We start from the raw sequence: 20,306 nt of genomic DNA on the forward strand, positions 1-20,306 counted from the left end.
CGGAAGCCCGTCGCGATCGACCATCGCCGTGTAGGCGGCGACCAGTTCGGCGTTATCATCGGCCCACCGCCGCGCCTCGGCCTCCTGGATTTCTTCGCGCACACCGCGCTCACTCGCGCGCGAAAGATTGATGCCAAGCTGTTTGGCCCGCGCCAGCACGTCGGGAGGCAAGGTGACATTGGTGGATTTACGCGGCCGGACTTCGAGTGCTTTCCCCATGTGCGACTCCGTGTTGCATATCATGCGGATTATGGTCCACACACGCTACGGATCGCAAGTGGTAAGCTGGTCCCAACGGACAGCACACGGCGCAATCAGGCGAGGCGGACCTAAGATGAATCAGCTAGTTGACATAATGTTTTTTATCAACATTTATTTTTGGACCGGTTGCTATAATGCGTCAGCCAGTCGCCGGCTGACTGCTGGCAACTCCGGCTGTAAAATCCATCTTGGGTCCGACAGCCCATACGCAACGACCAAACGCATGACCAGAGATTTGGGCAATCCCACTTGGGCTGACGATTATCGCCATTGGTTCGCCGAGCTCAAGCACCGGGTAGAGCGCGCGCGTCAGCGAGCTCTAGCCAGCGCGAATCGTGAACTGGTCACCCTGTACTGGCAGATCGGCCGCGACATTCTCGATCGGCAGCAGACGCAGGGCTGGGGCGCTGGTGTGGTCGACCGACTCGCACGCGATCTGAAGGCAGCGTTTCCAGACATGCGGGGGTTCTCCCCGCGCAATCTCAAATACATGCGCGCACTCGCGCAAGCTTTTCCGCAGCCTGAATTTGTGCAACAGCCTGTTGCACAATTGCCCTGGTCCCACGTCGTGACGCTGTTGGACAAGCTGGATGATGCCCCTCGACGGCTTTGGTATGCGGAGAAGTCGCTTGAGCACGGCTGGTCGCGAAACGTACTCACCATGCAGATCGAGACAGCTGCCCACGCACGCGCCGGCAATGCCGTTACGAACTTCGCCGACCGATTGCCGCCTCCACAGTCAGACCTCGCTCGCGATGCGCTAAAGGACCCTTACATATTCGACTTTCTCGGTCTGACTGAGAATGCCCAAGAGCGTGACATCGAGCGTGCGCTCACACAACACATTACGCGCTTTCTACTTGAACTCGGTGCTGGCTTTGCATTCGTTGGGCGCCAGTACCGGTTGGTGGTCGGTGGAGACGAGTTTTTCATCGATCTGCTTTTCTACCACCTGAAGCTGCGTTGTTATGTCGTCGTTGAACTGAAAACGACGCCGTTCAAGCCAGAATTCGCGGGGCAGTTGAACTTTTACCTATCGGCGGTCGACGCACAGGTCAAAGCGGCGGAAGACCAGCCGACCATCGGCCTGCTACTGTGTAAGGAGAACAACCGGCTCGTCGCTGAATACGCGCTGCGCGGCGTGGCCAAACCGATGGGGGTGGCCGAATACCAGCTCATGCGCGAGGTTCCCCCTCCTCTGGAAGCAGATCTACCGACTATCGACCAGATCGAAGCCGAGCTGCGTCCCGATTTTCCGGACGCCCCGGAATAGTGTGCGTTAACAGAAGTCGATGACCGGATCCCGGTGCTCGAAGCAATGGCCAAACGTCCCCCAAAATCCGCTCCCGCGCGCGTACGCACGGCGCGTGTCTGATTTATGGATCGACATTGCGATGCAGCAGATGACGGCGATTCTCCCGACGCGTTGACAGCGGGAATGGCACAGTCATCCAGTACAACTAGCCAACTCATCGTCTGCCTAGCCAGAAGGCGGTACCAAGGCCTGCTCGCTGGTGAACGGGCGCGTCGATGGCATCAGCATGCGTCTGAGGCCGGTGGCTTCACACGTCCGTCTGTGCGCAACGCCATGCCGTGGTCAGTGTTTCGTGCCAGTTGTTACCCAGGCTCGGTGCCTCCGAGCGGTGCCAAGCGCATGAGTGACTAAATCAGCCGGGTGAGCCATCCGTCCATTTCACGATGCATCGCCGGGGCGAGCGCTTTCATCTCTTCGGCGATGTTTTGGCAGTCTAGCTCTGTTGCGCCCGTCCGCAACGGCGCCGACTGCTACCTGGCCGACAGCGCAAAGTTCGTTGTAGTCCGTCATGTGCCCGCCTTTTCCTGCCGACTGCCGTCTCAGCGTCCCGCTACTGGCTGAAGGAGCCACTACGTTGGAGCGACTACATCCTCATGATTTTGCCAACTGTCTCATGGAAATCGCTTGTTGCATTATCGATCGCGCCAAGGCTGCGGTGGCAACCGGTCTGTACATCCGGGCGGCTGGTGCCGGCCGCCAAATCGTTGAAAACGACTTCGGTTGCAAGCTGAAGTTCCGAATTTGTGGACACATGCAGGCTGTACGCTTTGTGCCGTCCGGAAGCCGGCGGCGTTGACCGTTAGTTGCGTCCGACGCTTTCACTCGCGCGATGACGGTGAGCTTTTGCAGGAGCCGATATTAGCGACCAGCGCGCGAACTGCGGCGGCTGTGCCCCACACAACGACCAAATTCGGATGCACACCGCCCTGCTGCTAGGCGCGCCGACCGCGCAGTCCTGCGAGCGCAGCAGACATCAGCAGAAATGCCGTTGCAAAAGCCGGAAGCATGACATCCCGGATCAGAGCCTCGATTGCGGTGGCCGCCCGCAGCGTGAAAGGCGATTGGGATTTGTCGCCGCTACCCGGCCGGCTCGTCAACAATGCGCTATCCGAATTCCCCGGCTTTTGCGTTTCACCCTTCTGGTTCGTGAGAATCTAGGTCGTCGCGCTAGCAGCGAGTTGGACGCTTCCGGCGCGACAAACCTAACTAACATTCGCCTATGGGGTAAATATGGACCGCATCGATTCAGTCCTTTTGACGCAAAATACGGGTTACTCGTCGCTCGGAGAAGACTTTACACACGACACCGTCAAGAAAAAGGAAAGGTTGCCGTTTACGATAAAGGTGGTAAGCAGTCAGGCGGAACTGGAAAAGGCGGTCGTGATGCGCCGCGCCGCGTATGGCCGTCACTTGCCGGAATTCGCCGAGACGATGGGGGTGGAGGCGTTGGATGCCGCGCCCGGGACGGTCGTACTGCTCGCGCAATCACGGCTGGATGGCGGCCCCCTCGGTACCATGCGGGTGCAGACGAACGCATTCGGTGCTCTCGCGGTAGAACAGTCCGTCCGCCTGCCGGACTGGCTGAACCAGGCGCGCCTCGCTGAGGCGACGCGGCTGGGGGTCGCGCGCGGTGCGATCGGTCGGATGGTGAAGGTCGCGCTATGCAAGGCGTTTTATCTGTATTGCGCACAGAACCGCATTGACTGGATGCTAATTACGGCGCGTTCACCACTCGACCGGGAATACGAAGCGATGTTGTTCGGCGATGTGTACGGTCATAATGAGTTTTTGCCGATGACGCACGTTGGTGGGTTACCACATCGCGTAATGGCGAAGCCAGTGGCATTAGTCCGTCAGCGTTGGACGAAGGCCAACCATCCGTTCGTCGGATTCTTTTTCGAAACGGATCACCTCGACATCGACGTCAACGTCACACCGACGCAGGATGGAGAAGGCGGCCATATGGTGCCCGGTGGCGTGACAGCGGCACCGGAAACAGTCTGCACAAGGTGAGCAAAGCGTAAAGAAAAATAGCCGCCCGAAGAGATTCGGGCGGCTTGCACATCGGCGGCGAGCACATTCGGACCCTCGCCGCCAACTGCCGCAGCATTGCAATGAGACCGACACTGAAGTCACGGGGAAAAGCAGCAAATGACAACCGGTAAATGGGCGTTTCGGGACCGACTGACAAGCTGGGCTTTCCAGCGCTTCTCTGTCTACGTCGCGCCATTTGTGATCGCGCTGGGCAGCATCACAGTTCTGCTTTGGGCGCCGCGCCAGTTCGATACAACAGGGACAGTTCCGCTCACCTTCGCTGTGATTGCGGATCCGTCAGCAACACTATCACCCGCCGACGCCGTCGCTCGCTTGCGAAATATTGCGCCCACTGCACGTTTTAGTACGCATCTCGCGGAAACCCCATTCTGGTTAACGGTGATCCCGCCTGCCGAGGCCGGCGGCGGTGCTACGTTCATCGACCTGCCGTCGCGACATGCGCAGACGGTATCCTGCTGGCGGACCGCTCCGTCTATTTCGCCACTCGGCGCGGGCGACCGCCACGGCGCGAGCGGTGAAATGCGCTCCAATAAGGCAGGCTTTGCGCTCAGGCTCGTAGAGGGTTTCGGTCGCACGCCGATCCTCTGCAGAGCCACCTTCTCAGGACCCGCGTATATCACGGCTTCGGCATTGAGCCGCGACAAGCTCGAGGCAACAACCCTTGATTTCCACAACGGCGCATCGCTGATCACCGGTGGCCTCCTCACGCTCGCGATCTTCGTGTTTGTTACGGCAATCATCAATCGCGAATGGACTTACGTGATTTTTGCCGCATGGCTAGTCGGCAACCTCCGGTTGACCGCAAACGCAATGGGCTTCGATACCGAATGGCTGGGACGGCTGATTCCGCCTGACCATCTCGCGGTTGTGCGGGAGTTCACATTTTCCGCCTATTACCTGCTGACCACCACGTTGTTTGTAGAACTGTTTCGCCGCGAGCTGAAAACAATCGGCCTTCGCTGGAGCCTGCATGCAGTGCGGTATGGAGGCTGCCTGCTGATGGCCGCGGCATTTATGCTGAATTACGAGCATTTCATTCCCGTGCTGTGGGCCAGCGCCAGCTTTTGCATCGTGGTACTCACCTACTTCCTTGTGCAGTTGGTCATCAAGGCGCGATCGCGTACCGTGCTCTGGTATGTCGCGTCCATGGGCATCGTGCTGTTCGCGACGTTGTCGGAAGTGCTCGCCGCCGCAGTTGGTCTGAAAACACTCGCAGGCACGCATAGCCCTGTACTGACGGCGCTGTCCTCAAGCATGCTTTGCGCATTCGCTATTGCTGAACGTATGCGCGAAGAGCGCGAGCGCCGCCGGCAAATGGAGATGGAACTGCGCAACACGTATGACGTCACGCCGATCGGCCTTTTCACACTGAACAAAGAAGGTGGCTTTGTTCGGGCCAATCCGGCGCTTCACTCGATGCTGAGCCTGCCTCGTGAGCACCACGGCAAGTACCGCTGGGCCGACTATTTCGCTGCCGGCGCTGAGCGCGACCTTCGCGAGCTTCTGGAACGCGGTGACTCTGCGTCCGTCGAGATTCAGGGCACGGCCAACAGGAAGACTGAAGCGCGGCGCTATTCGCTGCGGGCGATTTCTGCCAATGGCTTCATCGAAGGTTCACTTGAGGACGTAACCGATCGCTCGAAAGCAGTGGAGCGACTGCACTTTTTAGCCTGGCATGATCCTCTCACCGGCCTCTTGAACCGCCGCGGCATCGAGCATGCGATCGACCGGCAGTGCGACGCAAGTGTCCCGTGGGCACTCGCGTACCTTGATCTCGATCGGTTTAAGCTCTTCAACGATCTTTTCGGCCACAGCACCGGCGACGAAATTCTACGGCATGTTGCCGCACGCCTTGTCGAACGACTGGGTTCGCACGTGCCCATAGGGCGCATTGGCGGTGACGAATTCGTGTGTGTGCTCGCCGACATGGACGTAGACGATGCAGTAACGCGCTGCCGTGAACTCATCGTCGCGCTCAACTCCGCGCCGATTCAAGTCGGCACACGCGCGTTCCAGGTGAAGGGATCGATCGGCATAGTGGAATGCGCGCAGGGTGAACGAGTCGCAGACGCCCTCGCCCATGCCGACCGCGCGTGCCGCACGGCGAAGCGCGGCGGCAATACGCGGTTCGTCGCTCTACGCACGGGCGCGTCGGCGTTCAAGGAGCGCGCCGCCGAAATCAGCTTTATTGAGGCGCTGGGGCAGAGCCGGTTGCCAGAGGGTCTCTTCCTTATGATGCAACCGATCATGTCGATGCAAGCACCGGAGGAATCTCTCGACTTCGAGGTGCTACTACGCCTGCGTGCACCGGACGGCTCCGTGACGACGGCTGCAAAGCTGATCGCCGCTGCCGAGGACTCGGGCACCATTGTCGCAATCGACCGGTGGGTGCTTTCTACGACGCTCGCATGGCTCACCGACAACCTCACGTCGCTTTCCACCACCCGGTTCGTGTGCGTGAACCTCAGCGGTGGTTCGCTCAACGACGAACACTTTCTCGACGAGTTGTTTGCGCTGTTCGCGCTTCACCAGGACGTCGTCCAATACGTGTGCATCGAGATCACCGAAAGCGTTGCGCTTCACGATCTAGAGCATACGGAGCGCTTCATCGCCCGCGTACACGACATGGGCGCAAAGATCGCAATCGACGATTTCGGTGCAGGTCAGACATCGTTACGCTATCTGAAGAAGCTGTCGGCCGACGCACTGAAGATAGACGGCGAGTTTGTACGGACGATGTGTGATCATCCCGCCGACATCGCTATCGTGGAAGCGATCATTACCCTCGCACGCAATCTCGGCATGCGCAGCATCGCCGAATGGGTCGAAGATGTGCAAACTTTGCAGGCGCTCAAGGAGCTGGGAGTCGACTACGTACAAGGGTTTGCAATCGCGAAACCTCAAGAAGCGTGCGACATCCTTGCGGCCTCCTCCGCCGCGAGCTTTGTGACGGACGCCGAGGTGACAGGTTATCTAAGAGCGGAGCACACGCTGCGAGTCGACCCTGTTAGTCAGCGCGTTGAGCGGGAAAGTACCGTCTGAGGCGGCTAGTCGCGCCCCGGCTGATGGCGCCGCCATGCGATGAACCGGTTCGCGGCCCGTGGCGTTGCCGTGTCGCCGGCGCGCTCCCGCTCCCCCGCAGCATGAGCTAGACGTTTCCCGGCTCGGCTCCTGATCCACGGGATCCTCAATGTACACATCGCATCTTTGGGCGTTCGAAGGCTGCAGGACCTTTGTGAACGCGCATCGTAGCTCTTCGACCTATGGAAAAAGCGCCACTTTTGCTGCGATTCGCCGGCCATACTACCAACTTGCCAAAGGGGGATCGCGCTTTGGTGGGCTTGCTCAAGTTCCAGCGCCCGGGGGCCGATACACCGTAACGCCGGCGGAGCACTCATAGTCGAGACGACGTAAGGAACCGAGATGACGGTAACGAAGACGAAGACCTTCGGTCCAAAGGCCAGCATGGAAAAGCTGTTGTCTGTATGCGGGGTAGTGCGACGTTTGTTCACCCGCGCCGAGTTGGCGCGGACTATTCATATCGGGGTAATCGGGTTCGTTGCAGGCTTTTTGCTGCTTGTTATTAGCGGGCAGCTAAAAACCATGGCGGGCGAGATCGTTGCGATCTGGATTGTCGATGGTTACCTTCTTGGCCACACGCTGGTGCTCCGCCGGCGGCACAAACCCATTTTCCTGCCTGGCTCGTCAATGGGAATGCTCATTGCCAATCTGCTGGGCAACGAAACCCTCTATGTTGCGCTTTCGTTCACCCTTGCGGGAATCGTTGAAACGTGTTGTGCCGCACTGATCCTGCCAGGGGTAAAGACTGCCAGAGACCTGGTTGAGCCCACAGCGCTGCTGCGTTTCGTATTAGGCGCATGCATTGTCGCTCCCATCCTTTCAGGAGTTGTCGCGGCGCTCCTATTGGAAGGAATCTTCACCAGCCATCCGTTTTCCTCGTTTTCAAACTGGGTGATATCCGACTCTTTGGGTATCTTGATTTTCACACCGGTCACGCTGGTAATGCTTTCTGGCGAGTGGCGAAGCTTGCTAAATTGCGGAAGCCGCGCGAAATCGATTTCGCTTCTCGCAATGGTCGTCGCGGTAACTGTGCTGGTCTTTTCGCAAACGAGCTACCCTTCGTTATACTGGGTACTTCCACCTCTCGCTCTTCTCGCCTTTCATGCTGAACTGTCGACTGTTCTTGTAGGGACTCTGCTGTTCATTGCGATCTCCGTCCCGTTGACAGTACGGGGCACCGGACCGCTTTGGCTCTTTTCGTTTCCCTCGATGCAAGATCGCGTGCTGGCGCTGCAGCTGTTTACGGTCGCAGCACTATCGACCGTCCTGCCGATCACGGTCTTGCAAACGCAGCGCAACGCGCTTCTCGCATTGCTGGCGGACGGACATCGGCGATTCAGACAGTTGACCGAACATTCAGAAGAGATCGTTATGCAACTGTCGGCTGAAGGACTGCTTCAGTACGTCTCGCCAAGAGCGACAAGCGTCCTAGGATACCAACCGCAGATCCTACTCCGGAGGCAGATACTCGACTTTGTACACGAAGACGATCGCCACCAGCTGAAGTCAACGATTACAAAGGCGAGCGCGTCATCTGCGGACGAATCAGTTCAGTACAGACTCCGTCGCGCCGACAACACCTTTATATGGGTTCGAAGCTTCCTCGCTGCGATGCCGGCCGACGTGTCTGATGAGCAAACGACACTGGCATTTACCGTGAGAGATATTGACACCTATGTGTTGTCGGAACAGCGGCGCAGTGCCGAAGAACAACGACTCAATGATCTCGCGTTTGTCGACAGCCTCACTGGCCTGAGAAACAGACGCTATCTTGATAGCAAGCTGAATGAGCTGTTGCAATCCCTGTCGGTAGACGCCGATGTTCGACATCTAGCCGTCCTTTTTGCCGACATCGATTACTTTAAAACCTATAACGACCGGTATGGCCACCAAGCGGGTGATGAATGTCTCAGGAAAGTGGGTAAGTGCATCGAAGCTACCATAAGAGATGCCGACATACTCGCCCGCTATGGCGGGGAGGAATTCGTTGTCGTGCTTGATGATTTCAGGCTCGAGCAGTCGGTCGATACCGCGGAACGGATACGGGCTGCCGTCGAGGCGTTGGCGCTCGAGCACGAAGGCAATCCCCTTGGGGTGGTTACGCTAAGTATCGGCGTGGCACAGTCCCCCTTGGGACAACCGGCCGACACCATCGACCTTTTTGAAAAAGCCGATTCTGCGTTGTATATGGCAAAACGTCTTGGACGGAACCGTGTCGGGGCAATGCAAGACGCATGAAGACGTCTAACGCGAGCCGTTGCTGGTGTGGGGCCGAGTGGACTGACCCGGTTGATGGGCACTAGTTGCAGTGTTCGCAGCCGCCAAATTGGAATGGGCTTGGGCACCGTCCGAAGGTACGCGGCTTGCGTATCGGACTGTGTTTCTCCGGGTGCCGTACCATGTCCACCGTGCTGCTTGTCGACGATGACTTCGAAATCCGATGGGCGTTGCAACTGGCGCTGGAAAGTCGTGGACACCAGGTCGTGCTCGCGGAGAATGGATGTGACGCACTGCGAAAGACAGCGGAAAACTTTCCCGATTTGGTTGTCACGGATTTGCAAATGCCAGAAATGGACGGTTGGGAGCTGTGTTGCCGCATCAAGTGTCACCCCGCATTTTCTGCATACCGGTACTCCTGCTGTCGGCTAGTCCGAGCCGACCGATGAAATCCGCTATTGGACTGCTTTCCTCCGTAAGCCGGCCGCGCTCGAGGTTCTGCTCGATACGGTCGACACTTTCATAGCAGCACGCCTGACGAACGCGCGGATTTTACGTGCAGGCGAGGACCACACCAGGTCGCGCTCGGCCGCCATCGACTCTCGGTGTTGGCCCTGAGCCATCGCCGAACTCCGCACGTACACGTGCTGACTGGAATCGCGGGCGCAAACAGTCCGCGCCTGGAATGGTCGTCTCGGCTTTCGACGTATGAAGATGGGCACTCATTCAAAGCACGGCTCGCCAAGCCGTTCTGACGCGCGGTCGTTCAATGGTTTGCGCCGACGCGCCGCCAGCCGGCGCGGGGCCGCATAGCTGAGCGCTGGAACCCAGCGTCGCCGCTGTTGCTATTGCTGTCGCGTCGTGGGAAAAACCGCACGCGCCTGAGCGCAGGGGGCAAGGCCCGCGCAGCGACTTCGTCGGTTTCTTTCTTCACGTTTCAGCCTGAACGCATTGCCTCGACCGTTTTGCGCACTCGCCAATTGTGTGACGGTGCAACAGCGGTCGCAAATCCAAGCGAGGCCGTTGCTGGCGACCTTCCCCCATGTTGAGCCCGGCGGCACCTGCGAGGTCCAGCCGTCTTCGAAGTTCTATCAGTCGACGCGGACCCGTGCGGTATTCGCTCGACAGAATGTTCATTGCGCTTAGAAATTCTGCCGCGATGACGCCGCTAGTCATGATCTCGTTGACATGAGGGCGACTCACTGGCCCGATGGACGAATCGCGAGCGCCACATGGCTCACGCTTTCCGACTCGCCTTCTGCCGTATTCCAAGACTGACGGGCAACGCAAAAAAGGGAGACGATACATTTCAAGGCAACAATCCGGCGACCCGCAGCCAGCAGCGATTCAGCAAGCCTCAATAGGTGGCTATATCGCCATTCCTAGCGTACGTACCGGATCGGCCAGCCTGCAGGGTTTGTGCATAAGAGCGGAACTTGTCGACAATGGCGCGCTGTGCCCTGAGGGCCGGAAAAAGCGGCCAGTCATGGCGAGCGGGCATCTACGTGCAATATCAATGGTTCCAAGATTTCCGCGCGCGGCTCGGGGATACGTTGCGAATCTTTGTCCGACACACCGTCATGCATGAATAGACTTTGCAACTCCGGAGCGGTCACTGCAGTCGCGGACAGCGCGAAATACACGGTCTGCCTTCAGCGACAGGACAGCGCTCGCGGCGCTACCGTCCTGACTCACCCATCATCCCAGTGGGGCAGGCACGAGTCGTTCGCGTTCACCTTTGCCGAGCACGTCGAGCCACCAGCGTTCCGCCCCAATCGGCGTCGCGCTCGCAGCAAAATGTCCCATCGTGTTGCCGCTGAGCTCCGAAGTACGCAGAGCACCGAGATGGAGCCAAAGTGAAAAGGCAGCGCGCGCCAGTAACGTTCGCGCTCGCGATCTGTATCACGCGGCAGGAAGCCACATACGCCCGCGGCGTTCCACGCAATCATTGAGGGCGTTTCTGCTGGCGCGGCGGGAAAGCTACGACTCGCGGTGGCAACTGCGCGGCGTGCGCGGCGCAACTCGAGCGAGCGCCGGCGCACTCGTTACGCCACATCGCCGGTTTAGCTTTACCCGCGCGTATAGTCCGAGGCGCAGTCTAAGGCTCGAATTTGCGATGCGCATGGGGGCACGTACCCCCGTCCCTGGATTCAGTTGATTGCCGGGAAAGTTAACGGTGCCTTCCGGGTGAAGCTCTTTCATCCTCCAGTTCCGACGCGCACCGCACTGCCCGCTCCGATCGCGCTCAGTCTTGAGACATTGAGCGTTGTATCGCAGATGACTCTGCTCGTCACAATAGAAGTGGGCGATGTCGCTTCGTCTGCTGCTAACATTACGCTCGTGGGCTACTGAAGCGTCTGATCGATGCATAAAGGCGGCACTCTCCTGTGCGACGACTTTAGACGATGCGGCGCGCACTGACGGGCACCTTCGACGAGTCCCGAATCCAGCCACAAAAGAGAGAACCTGGCGGTATGCGAATCGATCCGTACAGCCTGGAGTTGTTTATTGCCGTCGTGCAGGAGGGCTCGATTGCCCGGGCAGCCGGCCGTAACCACATCGCAGCTTCGGCACTGAGCAGGCGCATCGCGGATCTCGAATCGGCAATGGGCATTGCGTTGCTGATTCGTTCGTCGTCGGGAGTCGAATTGACCGAGGCGGGCCGTCATGCGTTTGCGCGCGCCGTGTCGGTCCACGACCAGTTGCAATCGCTCGCACGCGAAGTGCAATCGCTCAGCGGTCAGGTTGCCGGCTTCGTGCGGCTCTATGCAAACGCGTCGGCAATCGTCGGCTTTTTGCCCGAAAGGCTCAAGGCCTTTCAGGCCCAATACCCGCTGGTGCGGATCGCGCTCACCGAGCAGATCACCGACGAGGTCATCCGGGCGTGCATGGACGACCGCGCCGATGTCGGCATCTCGGCGGGTAGCAAAACTCCTACCGGCCTAGAATCGTGGCACTTTGCTGATGATCCGCTGATGGTCGTGTTGCCGCGCGATCACGAACTCGCCGCCATCGAAGCGCCGACGTTCAGCAATGTCATCTGCTTTCCGCTCGTGGCACTTCAGGCGGGTGGCTCGTTGGACCAGATCATTAAGGAACGCGCCGATGCGGCTCGCACGCCGCTCAAACTCGCCGTCACCGTTAACAGTTTCGATGCGCAGTGCCGGATGGTCGAAGCGGGGCTCGGCATTGGCATCGTGCCGACTAGCGCGGCATCCGCGTTTGCCGGCTCACACGCGTTCGTGCGCCGGCCGCTCGACGAAACCTGGGCGACTGGCCGCACGCTGCGCGTTCACGCGCTGCGCAAGTCGTCGCGTCTGAAGGCGGTTCAGGCGTTGATCGATGCGCTGACGCAGTCGGCGCATTCGCCTGCGGGTTAACGAGGGCATCGCGAATCGCGATACCCCTCTTGCCAATCCAGCACTTCGCAGCGCTCGCGCCGCCGTCTAGATTCTGGTTCAAGGAGAATCAGATGGCAAAACTGGACTTGACTGGCCGGGTACTGTTCCTTTGCACGGATCCCGAACGGGTCGCGCAACAACTCGGCGGTACAAATCTCAGCACAGCCGCGGCTGGAACCTTGAGAGACGACGTGTCGACGGACGAGATCACGCCGATGAGCGTGCTAACACGCTTCGACGAACGCCTTGGGCGGGTCCCCTATGTCGGCTTCCGCGCGGGCGATAAAAATCCCATCGGAATCGGCGCCATCCGCAACGGCGGCTTTCGCGTCACGGTGGCGGGTAACCGGTACGGCAAAGGATCGTCGCGCGAACATAGCCCGCTCGCAGAATACCGCGCCGGCATCCGGCTCGTGATCGCGAAGAGCTTCGAGCGCATCTATCGCCAGAACGCGGACAACCTGGGTCTTTTCACATCGACGGACTTTGGGCTCATCGAGCGCATCCAGCAGGGCGAGCCGATCGATATTGAAGAACTCGCAGCCTCGCGCGACAGCCTCGCTGCCGCGATCCTCAGAAGCGGCGGTCTGCTGCGCTATGGCGCGCAAAACATGCGTGACATCCGGGTCGTAACTCCCGCCGCCGGTGTGGATACCGATAAGCAGCCGCGCACCTTCGCGCAAAAAATACTGGAATGTCATGCACTTGCCACGGAAGCCGCCGGCGAGACGCCGACGCCCGGCAGGGGCGCGTTCGCTCGCGCGGACTGGCGTTTCATCCACGAGTACTACACGGGCATGGCGGCACATATGCTGCATGCCACGTTCGGCAAGCCGCTGACGCTTCGCGAGCCCGAATCGATTCTCGCGTTCGAGGATCACCTGTCGTATTCGCACAACAGCGATCTGCATGTCAGGAACGGCCTGCTGCCCGACGTCCGCGAGTTGTCGGCGGCACACCGGCAGTTCGCTCACGACTACGCAATCACGAATCACGGCTATCTGAGCGAGATCGACAGCACCTTCACCGAAGGCTCTGAAGGCATCTCTCACGCGATGATGGCCGAGCGTTACGCGCTGCCGGGGCAGTTGATCGTCGGCACGGATTCGCATACGCCGCATAGCGGCGCGCTCGGCTGCCTCGCGTTCGGCGTCGGCACGACCGACATGGCGAATGCTTTCGTCACCGGCGCGGTGCGCATGACCGTCCCCGAATCGCTGCGCGTGAATTTTAACGGTTCAATCGCGCCCGGCGTCACGGCGAAAGATCTGGTGCTGCACCTTCTCGCCGAGCCCCGGATTCGTTCGGGCGCGGGCGTCGGCAAGGTGTTCGAGTTCGCCGGCTCCGCGATCGCCCAGTTGACGACCGACGAGCGAACGACCCTCACGAACATGACGGCCGAACTCGGCGGCTTCTCGGGAATCGTCGCGCCCGACGCGGAAACCGTCCGATTCCTGAAGCAACGCCGGGGCATCGACTTCATCATCGAACCCTGGATGGCGAGCGATTCGGGCGCGGCCTACGCCGACGTCATTGAGATTGACTGTGCGGGCATTTCGCCGATGCTCGCCGCGCCCGGCGATCCCGGCAACGGGATTGGGCTGCGCGATCTCGCGGAGCGCCCGCACGTGGATATCGCGTATGGCGGCTCATGTACCGCCGGCAAGCGCGAAGACTTCGACCACTATCACGAGGTGCTGGCGTGGGCTGCGGCGCGCGGCCTGCGGGTGCCATCAGACGTGAAGCTGTATCTTCAGTTCGGCACATCCGACGTTCGCGATTACTGCGTCGAACGCGGCTATATCGAGGCATTCGAGCAGGCCGGCGCGATTCTTCTACAACCCTCGTGCGGCGCATGCGCCAATTGCGGACCCGGCTCCTCTACCCAGGCGAGCGAGGTCACGATCAGTGCGATCAACCGCAACTTCCCCGGCCGCTCCGGACCGGGCCAGGTTTGGCTCGCAAGCCCGCCAACGGTTGTGGCAAGCGCGCTCGTGGGCAAGATCGCTTCGTTCGCCGAGCTGCAGGAACAGTATGAGCAGGCGTGACCCATGGCCGCGGCGCAGGTAGTAACTTATTCAAAAGACGATACCGGAGACAGACATGGCCATTCTCGAGGGCGCGTCACCGCTACGCGTCGGTGACGATGCAGCACGAGCCGAAGCCGCCGCGGTCGCCGGCACCGGGGCGATTTCGGCGCGCCTCGACCGGCTTCCCGCAACGCGTGCGGTCTGGAAGCTGATCCTGCTGCTGAGCCTCGGCTTCTTCTTCGAACTGTACGATCTTCTCTTTACCGGCTATGTCGCGCCGGGTCTTGTGAAGACCGGGATTCTCTCACCGACCACCTCAGGTCTTTTCGGCACCTCCGGCGTGGCGAGCTTCGTTGCCGCCCTCTTCGCCGGACTGTTTGTCGGAACCGTTGCCTGCGGGTTTCTGGCCGACCGCTTCGGCCGCAGGGCCATCTTCACGTGGTCCCTGCTGTGGTACGTGGCGGCGAACACGGTGATGGCTTTTCAGGACACGGCGCACGGCCTGAATCTGTGGCGCTTCATCTCGGGCATGGGCATCGGCGTCGAACTGATCACCATCGGCACCTACATGTCCGAGCTCGCGCCGAAGCATCTGCGCGGCCGGGCCTTCGCCATCTGTCAGGCGATCGGGTTTTCGGCCGTGCCGGTCGTGGCGTTTCTTTCATATCTGCTGGTGCCGAAATCGCCGTTTGGACTCGACGGCTGGCGATGGGTAGTGCTGCTCGGCGGCATCAGCGCGCTCTTTGTCTGGTATTTCCGGCGAAACTTGCCGGAAAGTCCGCGCTGGCTTGCCAGCAAAGGCCGCATGCGCGAAGCGGACCAGGTTCTCACGCGCCTCGAAGAAAAAGTCGCGCAACAACACGGCAAACCGCTACCTGAACCTGGACCGGCCGACCCGGTGCCGCGCAAGGCAGGCTTCGCCGATATGTGGAAACCGCCCTATCGCAACCGCACGGTGATGCTCATCATCTTCCATATCTTCCAGACGGTCGGCTATTACGGCTTTGCGAACTGGGTGCCTACCCTGCTCGTCAAGCAAGGCATCACGGTGACGCACAGCCTGCTGTACACCACGGTTATCGGCCTTGCCGCGCCGCTCGGTCCGCTGCTTGGCTACTGGATCGCCGATCGCTTCGAGCGTAAGCACGTGATCGTCTTCATGGCCGCGGTCAATATCGTGAGCGGCCTGCTGTTCAGCCAGGCTTCGGCGGCGGTCGCGATCGTGACGCTCGGCGTTCTACTCACGCTTGCCGGTAATATCATCTCGTTCACTTATCACACGTACCAGCAGGAACTTTATCCAACGGCGATTCGTGCGCGCGCGGTGGGCTTCGTCTATTCGTGGAGCCGCCTGTCGGCGGTATTCAGCTCGTTCGTCATTGCCTTCACGTTGAGGGAATTCGGCGTGAGCGGCGTGTTCGTTTTCATCGCGGGTGCGATGACGCTCGTCATCCTCGCGATCGGCCTGATGGGGCCGCGAACCCTCGGCAAGTCGCTCGAAAGCATTTCGCACTGAATCTTCGGCCCGCCCTGCGCCGGTTGCCTTGTGAGCGGCGCCGGTCACGCTTCGTCACTTACCGCATGCGTGGATGCGAAACAGATGCGATGCCGTTCCCGGGCGGTTTAGCTGCACGCCCCTCTGCCACAGCATGCCCGCATCCATCTGAGGCGGTGTCGAGTATCGGCCGCACTTCTCTACGTTTGCCTTCGAGCGACCTCGGACGAAGCACCATGTCCGAGAGCCCTGTCACACCAAAGCCATGCGCGACGAGCCCGCGCAGCGCTACGATGGAACTCGCGCGAAAGGCGATGTTTGGCTCCAGTCCTTCCCTGTCCCAATAGCACAGCGTCGACTGTTCGCCCTCGTCGACCGTGTCAGCAGGTACTGGTGAGCTGCAATATCCTTCGACGGCGCATCGCAGAACTGCTGCCGCAAGCGCATCAAAGCGTGGCTTCCGTAGCTGCCGGGTTTCTCGACATTCGGAAAGAGCAGACGCCGATGTCGATCTCGCCGTTCATCACCGCTCGCTCGACGTCGGCCCGCTCAATGTGCCGAACGTCGAATCCGATCAGCGGATACGTCCGGCGAAAATGGCGAGAGCAGTTCCGGCACAAAATCTGCCCAAGAACGTACAGGCCGCTGCGATGCGCACAGTCCAGCGCATATCGTGTGAACGAAAAAGCGGCTTGTGCACGCCGCCGCGCTCTGTATCAGAACCGCGTGGGTGAGCGCCTATTGCGACACGTGCTCCTGCGTCGCCGCCATCGAAAACTGACCGGTTTGCGCGGCCCTAATGAACCGGTCATCATCACGCATCGCGCCAGCGTGTTGTTCTGCATCGATCTGCAGGCATGAGTTCTCGCACAAGGTGCGATTCGCTGATCATCGTCGGCATTGCGTCGACCGGTGTTGTCCTGGCGTTTGCAGCGTACGCGAGCGATGCGGACTCCCGTCCGTACACGGTCAAGGATTGCTGTTACGACCCGGATCACGTGGTACATAACCATCTGTTCTTCGCCGCATCCGTCTCGCGCTGTACGGTGCAGTCATTCGCGGATGCGTTGGTGCTGCTCACCTAGACGTTCGACGTCTGCTCCATTGTGCCGAGACTGTCAGTTCCCCGGGCTGAAAGCCGGATTGGCCTACTATATGGTGAAGCGTAGCGCGCGCAACGCCCGACAACCCGCAGACCCTTGGGTATTGTTGCCTTCCGTTCGCCGCATCTTCATTAAGCCCGAAAGGCAAAGGAGCGGCCATGACTGGGAACCTCGCACCGTTTGAGACCACGTTAACCCGCTTACTCGGTTGCCGGCATCCAATCATATCGGCTGGCATGGGAGGCCCTGCGCGCGCCGAACTCGTGTCGGCCGTTTCGAATGCTGGCGGATTCGGGTTGCTCGGCATGGTTCGGGAGCCGCCCGACGTCATCGAGCGTGAAATCGCTGCCGTGCGCGCGGTGACCGATCGGCCCTTCGGGGTCAACCTCATCCCAGCCGGGACCGAGTCCAAGCTTCTCGAGGCCGAACTCGAAGTATGCCTATCAGCGCAAGTGCCGGCGATGTGCTTCTTCTGGGACGTGTTCCCCGAAGTAATCGCACGTGCGAAGAATGCAGGCGCGATCGTGCTGTATCAGGTCGGCTCCCTCCGGGACGCGATTGCATCCGAGCAGGCCGGTGCGGATGTGGTCATTGCTCAGGGAATTGAGGCCGGCGGCCACGTGCGTGGACGCACAGGCATCCTCACGCTGCTGCCAGAAATCGCACGGTGTCTGCATGTCCCGGTGGTCGCCTCCGGCGGATTCGCGACTGGTGGCGGACTCATTGTCGCTCTTGCACTCGGCGCGTCGGGCATTCATTGCGGCACCGCGTTCCTCGCGACTCATGAATCGTTTGCCCACGACTACCACAAGCAACGCATTGTTGAGGCGCAGGCCGGCGATACCGTTCACACCGACCTCTATGCAATCAACTGGCCGCCTGGCGCGCCCGTGCGAGTGCTGGCCAACAGCGTGACTAGAGAGGCAGGCGATCACCTGTTGGGCAACAATCCCTATCTCCTGTCGCGTGAAGTGATCGCACAAGAACCGGACTACCCCATTTATAAGTTCAGCACTAACTCGCCATTGCGCACCACCACGGGCGATCTCGAGAAGATGGCATTGTTTGCCGGCGAGTCGTCGGCGCTCGTAGACAAACGCACGTCTGCCGCCGAGGTCATCGATCGCCTTCTGAGCGAAGCAATTGAGGCGTCGACGCGCATCAGGCCGGCGAGTGGCTGACCGGACCGACGATTGGCCGAAGAGCTTTCGTTGTAGTCGCTGGATTAACCGTGGGGCACCGCGCGGAAGATCTTTCCCACGCCGCTCTAACTCATTGCAACTTTTTTCTATTGAAACACCGCGCTTAATCTGCTGTGCCGGACATCAGGCCGATTTACCGGTCAACCGACCGTTAGCGCATGATCGCACACCGATGTCATCGATCTTGGATGCGGCGAAGGCCATCTCGATCGCCGTTTCCTCCGCGAATGAAGCTCTGGCACAGACGGTTCGGCAATAAGTGGTTCGCTGAAACTCGCAGGCTGCACCAAACGGTCTATGCAGGCAGCCATTTGCCCTAATTTACGATCACACCGCGGAACGTGGACCACGGCATGCAAGGGCACCAACGACTTGCGCGCGACGTACCACGCACGCACGCGCGCGGCGCGGCAGCTAACGACCTTGCAGGACAACGGTAGGCAGATCCCAAACCTGACACAGACATTTGAGCAGGCGTTTTAGCAAGGCTGGTTCTCGGCCATTGCGGTCATTGGGCCGGTCGCCGGCGGAGGGCAGCTATTGGTCGCTCTGCGGTCGTTGCACCAGCTGTTGCGCCGAACGACAGCTGTCCTTCTGCCGGAGGAGAGCACCCGACCTTCGACTGCCGCTCAGCGCGCCGTGTCGGCAGGCCGGATCTGGCTTGAAATGGGCCATTCGTTTGGAATCGATACATGTGAATCTCCCTCGTCGGCACAAACCACCCATGCGACGAGACCTGGATCACTGCAGGCAGCATTCAAACTAGCTGTCACGCGGACTTGGCTATCGGGACGCACCGGACACCGGAACAAGATCTCAATGCGTCTCTGCTTCACCCTGCGCTATCCGGCAAGCCGACTCGCGATCACAATGTCCTCCGTCACTGCAAGGAACCTCGCAACGTCGCCCGGCGCATGGCAATGCAACGGGGAGATGCGCACCGCACCGTCGAGGTTGAACGATTTCAACATTCGCCCCGAGTACAGGCTCGTCGCAATCCGCTCATAGACGATCACGCCCCGCTCTTCATAGGCGCGCACGGCGGCGGTCGGGTCCAGGCAATCGAAGCCGAGGCCCGCAATCAAATCGCGGCGCGTCAGATCGTTACGATCCCAGAATACACGTACGCCTTCGATCGCTCGCAGCCCGCGCTGTCCGTCAACGCCGTCGAGCAACAACGAGAGCAGCGCTCGCTCATGTTCTTCGATGCGTTGCATGCCCTGCACGAAGAGCTCGCGCCGGTCTTCGGCGTCGCTGAACTGCGCGCCGATCCACGCGACATAATCGACGATCGCGCTCACCACGGCAAACTGCGCTGGCGCGGGACTGCCAAGCTCCCAGACGCCCTTCTCTTTGGCCGCGAGCCGATGATGCGGAAGCTCCGCGAGCCGTTCCGACAGCCACGCCACGCCTGCGCCGCGGCATCCGAAGAACTTGTACGGCGCGAAGTTGATGCCGTCGACGGGCGTCTTCTGCAGGTCGATGACCGCGTGCGGCGCATGCTGAACCGCATCGACGATGATGAAGATATCCGGCTTGCGAGCACGCGCACGTTCGACGATGGCCGCGATGTCCAGCTTCGCGCCCGAAATGTTTGATGCGTACATCACGCTCAATAGCGCCGTGTCGCCGTCGATCAGCGAGACAATGGCATCGACATCGACGCCGCCGGTTTCGGCATTGCTTGGTGCGACACGCAGCGCCTTGCCGGTGCGCTCGCAGTACAGCTTCATCGCGTCGAAGGACGACGGATGCTCGAGAATGGTCGTCACGGCATTTGTGCCCGGAACGTTCTCCATCACCGCGCGCACCATCTCGAACATCGCCGCCGATGCCGTCAGCGAGAGGTACACGCTGCCATCGCGCGCATTGAGAATGCGGCGGACGTCGTCTTCGCCGCGCGTCTGAATGTCCTGCAAAACCAGCGCGCGTTCGTGGATGCGCTCGGGACAATCCGGCAACGCATCGACCTGCGCGAACGCTTCCAGTGCCGATTTCAGTCTGAACGATCCGCCGGCGTTGTCGAAGAAGAGGCGCGCACGCCCGTCGACATCGTGATCGACGTAGTGAAATCTGCGTTTGATCTCCTCCATGATCGACTCGGGAAACAACTGCCCGCCATTGCTATGCATCTTATTTACTCCTC

At 60.2% G+C, this 20,306-nt stretch carries 11 protein-coding genes and 1 pseudogene; 10 read left to right on the plus strand and 2 right to left on the minus strand.

Annotation, left to right across the window (positions count from 1 at the left end; translation table 11 throughout):
* A partial coding sequence (locus tag F759_RS0125365; RefSeq protein ID WP_027802340.1) for a type II toxin-antitoxin system CcdA family antitoxin occupies window positions 1–219 on the minus strand: 219 nt, incomplete at its 3' end.
* A 265-nt stretch (window positions 220–484) separates the two neighbouring features.
* On the opposite strand from F759_RS0125365, the gene F759_RS0125370 reads away from it, so the two are divergent.
* The 10 genes and pseudogenes from F759_RS0125370 (at window position 485) to F759_RS0125425 (ending at window position 18,139) form a co-directional block, all read left to right on the plus strand.
* Entirely contained in the window at window positions 485–1,534 is a 1,050-nt protein-coding gene (locus F759_RS0125370) for a PDDEXK nuclease domain-containing protein (RefSeq protein WP_027802341.1), read from the plus strand.
* Window positions 1,535–2,806: 1,272 nt separating this feature from the next.
* A complete protein-coding gene (locus F759_RS0125385; protein ID WP_027802343.1) occupies window positions 2,807–3,589 on the plus strand; it encodes an N-acyl amino acid synthase FeeM domain-containing protein in 783 nt (260 codons plus the stop codon).
* A gap of 138 nt (window positions 3,590–3,727) precedes the next feature.
* Window positions 3,728–6,673: a putative bifunctional diguanylate cyclase/phosphodiesterase gene (locus tag F759_RS0125390; protein WP_027802344.1), complete on the plus strand. Its 2,946-nt coding sequence runs from the start codon at window positions 3,728–3,730 to the stop codon at window positions 6,671–6,673.
* A gap of 381 nt (window positions 6,674–7,054) precedes the next feature.
* Window positions 7,055–8,950, plus strand: a complete 1,896-nt coding sequence (locus F759_RS38495) for a sensor domain-containing diguanylate cyclase (protein WP_051377441.1) — start codon at window positions 7,055–7,057, stop codon at window positions 8,948–8,950.
* Between the two features lie 161 nt (window positions 8,951–9,111).
* Entirely contained in the window at window positions 9,112–9,378 is a 267-nt protein-coding gene (locus tag F759_RS44315) for a response regulator (RefSeq protein WP_244438906.1), read from the plus strand.
* 2,025 nt (window positions 9,379–11,403) lie between these two features.
* Window positions 11,404–12,309 (plus strand): LysR family transcriptional regulator, encoded by a 906-nt coding sequence (locus tag F759_RS0125400; RefSeq protein WP_027802345.1) that lies wholly within the window; start codon window positions 11,404–11,406, stop codon window positions 12,307–12,309.
* Window positions 12,310–12,401: 92 nt separating this feature from the next.
* A complete protein-coding gene (locus tag F759_RS0125405) occupies window positions 12,402–14,378 on the plus strand; it encodes an aconitase family protein (protein WP_027802346.1) in 1,977 nt (658 codons plus the stop codon).
* Between the two features lie 55 nt (window positions 14,379–14,433).
* Window positions 14,434–15,876, plus strand: coding sequence for an MFS transporter (locus F759_RS0125410; protein WP_027802347.1), 1,443 nt, complete (start codon window positions 14,434–14,436; stop codon window positions 15,874–15,876).
* Between the two features lie 768 nt (window positions 15,877–16,644).
* Window positions 16,645–16,940, plus strand: a pseudogene (locus tag F759_RS38500) (isochorismatase family protein); the annotation flags it as partial.
* Window positions 16,941–17,116: 176 nt separating this feature from the next.
* On the plus strand, window positions 17,117–18,139 hold the full coding sequence (locus tag F759_RS0125425; RefSeq protein ID WP_027802350.1) for an NAD(P)H-dependent flavin oxidoreductase: 1,023 nt from the start codon (window positions 17,117–17,119) through the stop codon (window positions 18,137–18,139).
* An 863-nt stretch (window positions 18,140–19,002) separates the two neighbouring features.
* Here the strand turns inward: F759_RS0125425 and F759_RS0125430 are convergent.
* Complete coding sequence (locus F759_RS0125430; RefSeq protein ID WP_027802351.1) at window positions 19,003–20,292, minus strand: aminotransferase class V-fold PLP-dependent enzyme; 1,290 nt, start codon at window positions 20,290–20,292, stop codon at window positions 19,003–19,005.
* Window positions 20,293–20,306: the final 14 nt, after the last annotated feature.

The organism is Paraburkholderia dilworthii (assembly GCF_000472525.1).
In the GTDB taxonomy this organism is placed as follows: Bacteria; Pseudomonadota; Gammaproteobacteria; order Burkholderiales; family Burkholderiaceae; genus Paraburkholderia; species Paraburkholderia dilworthii.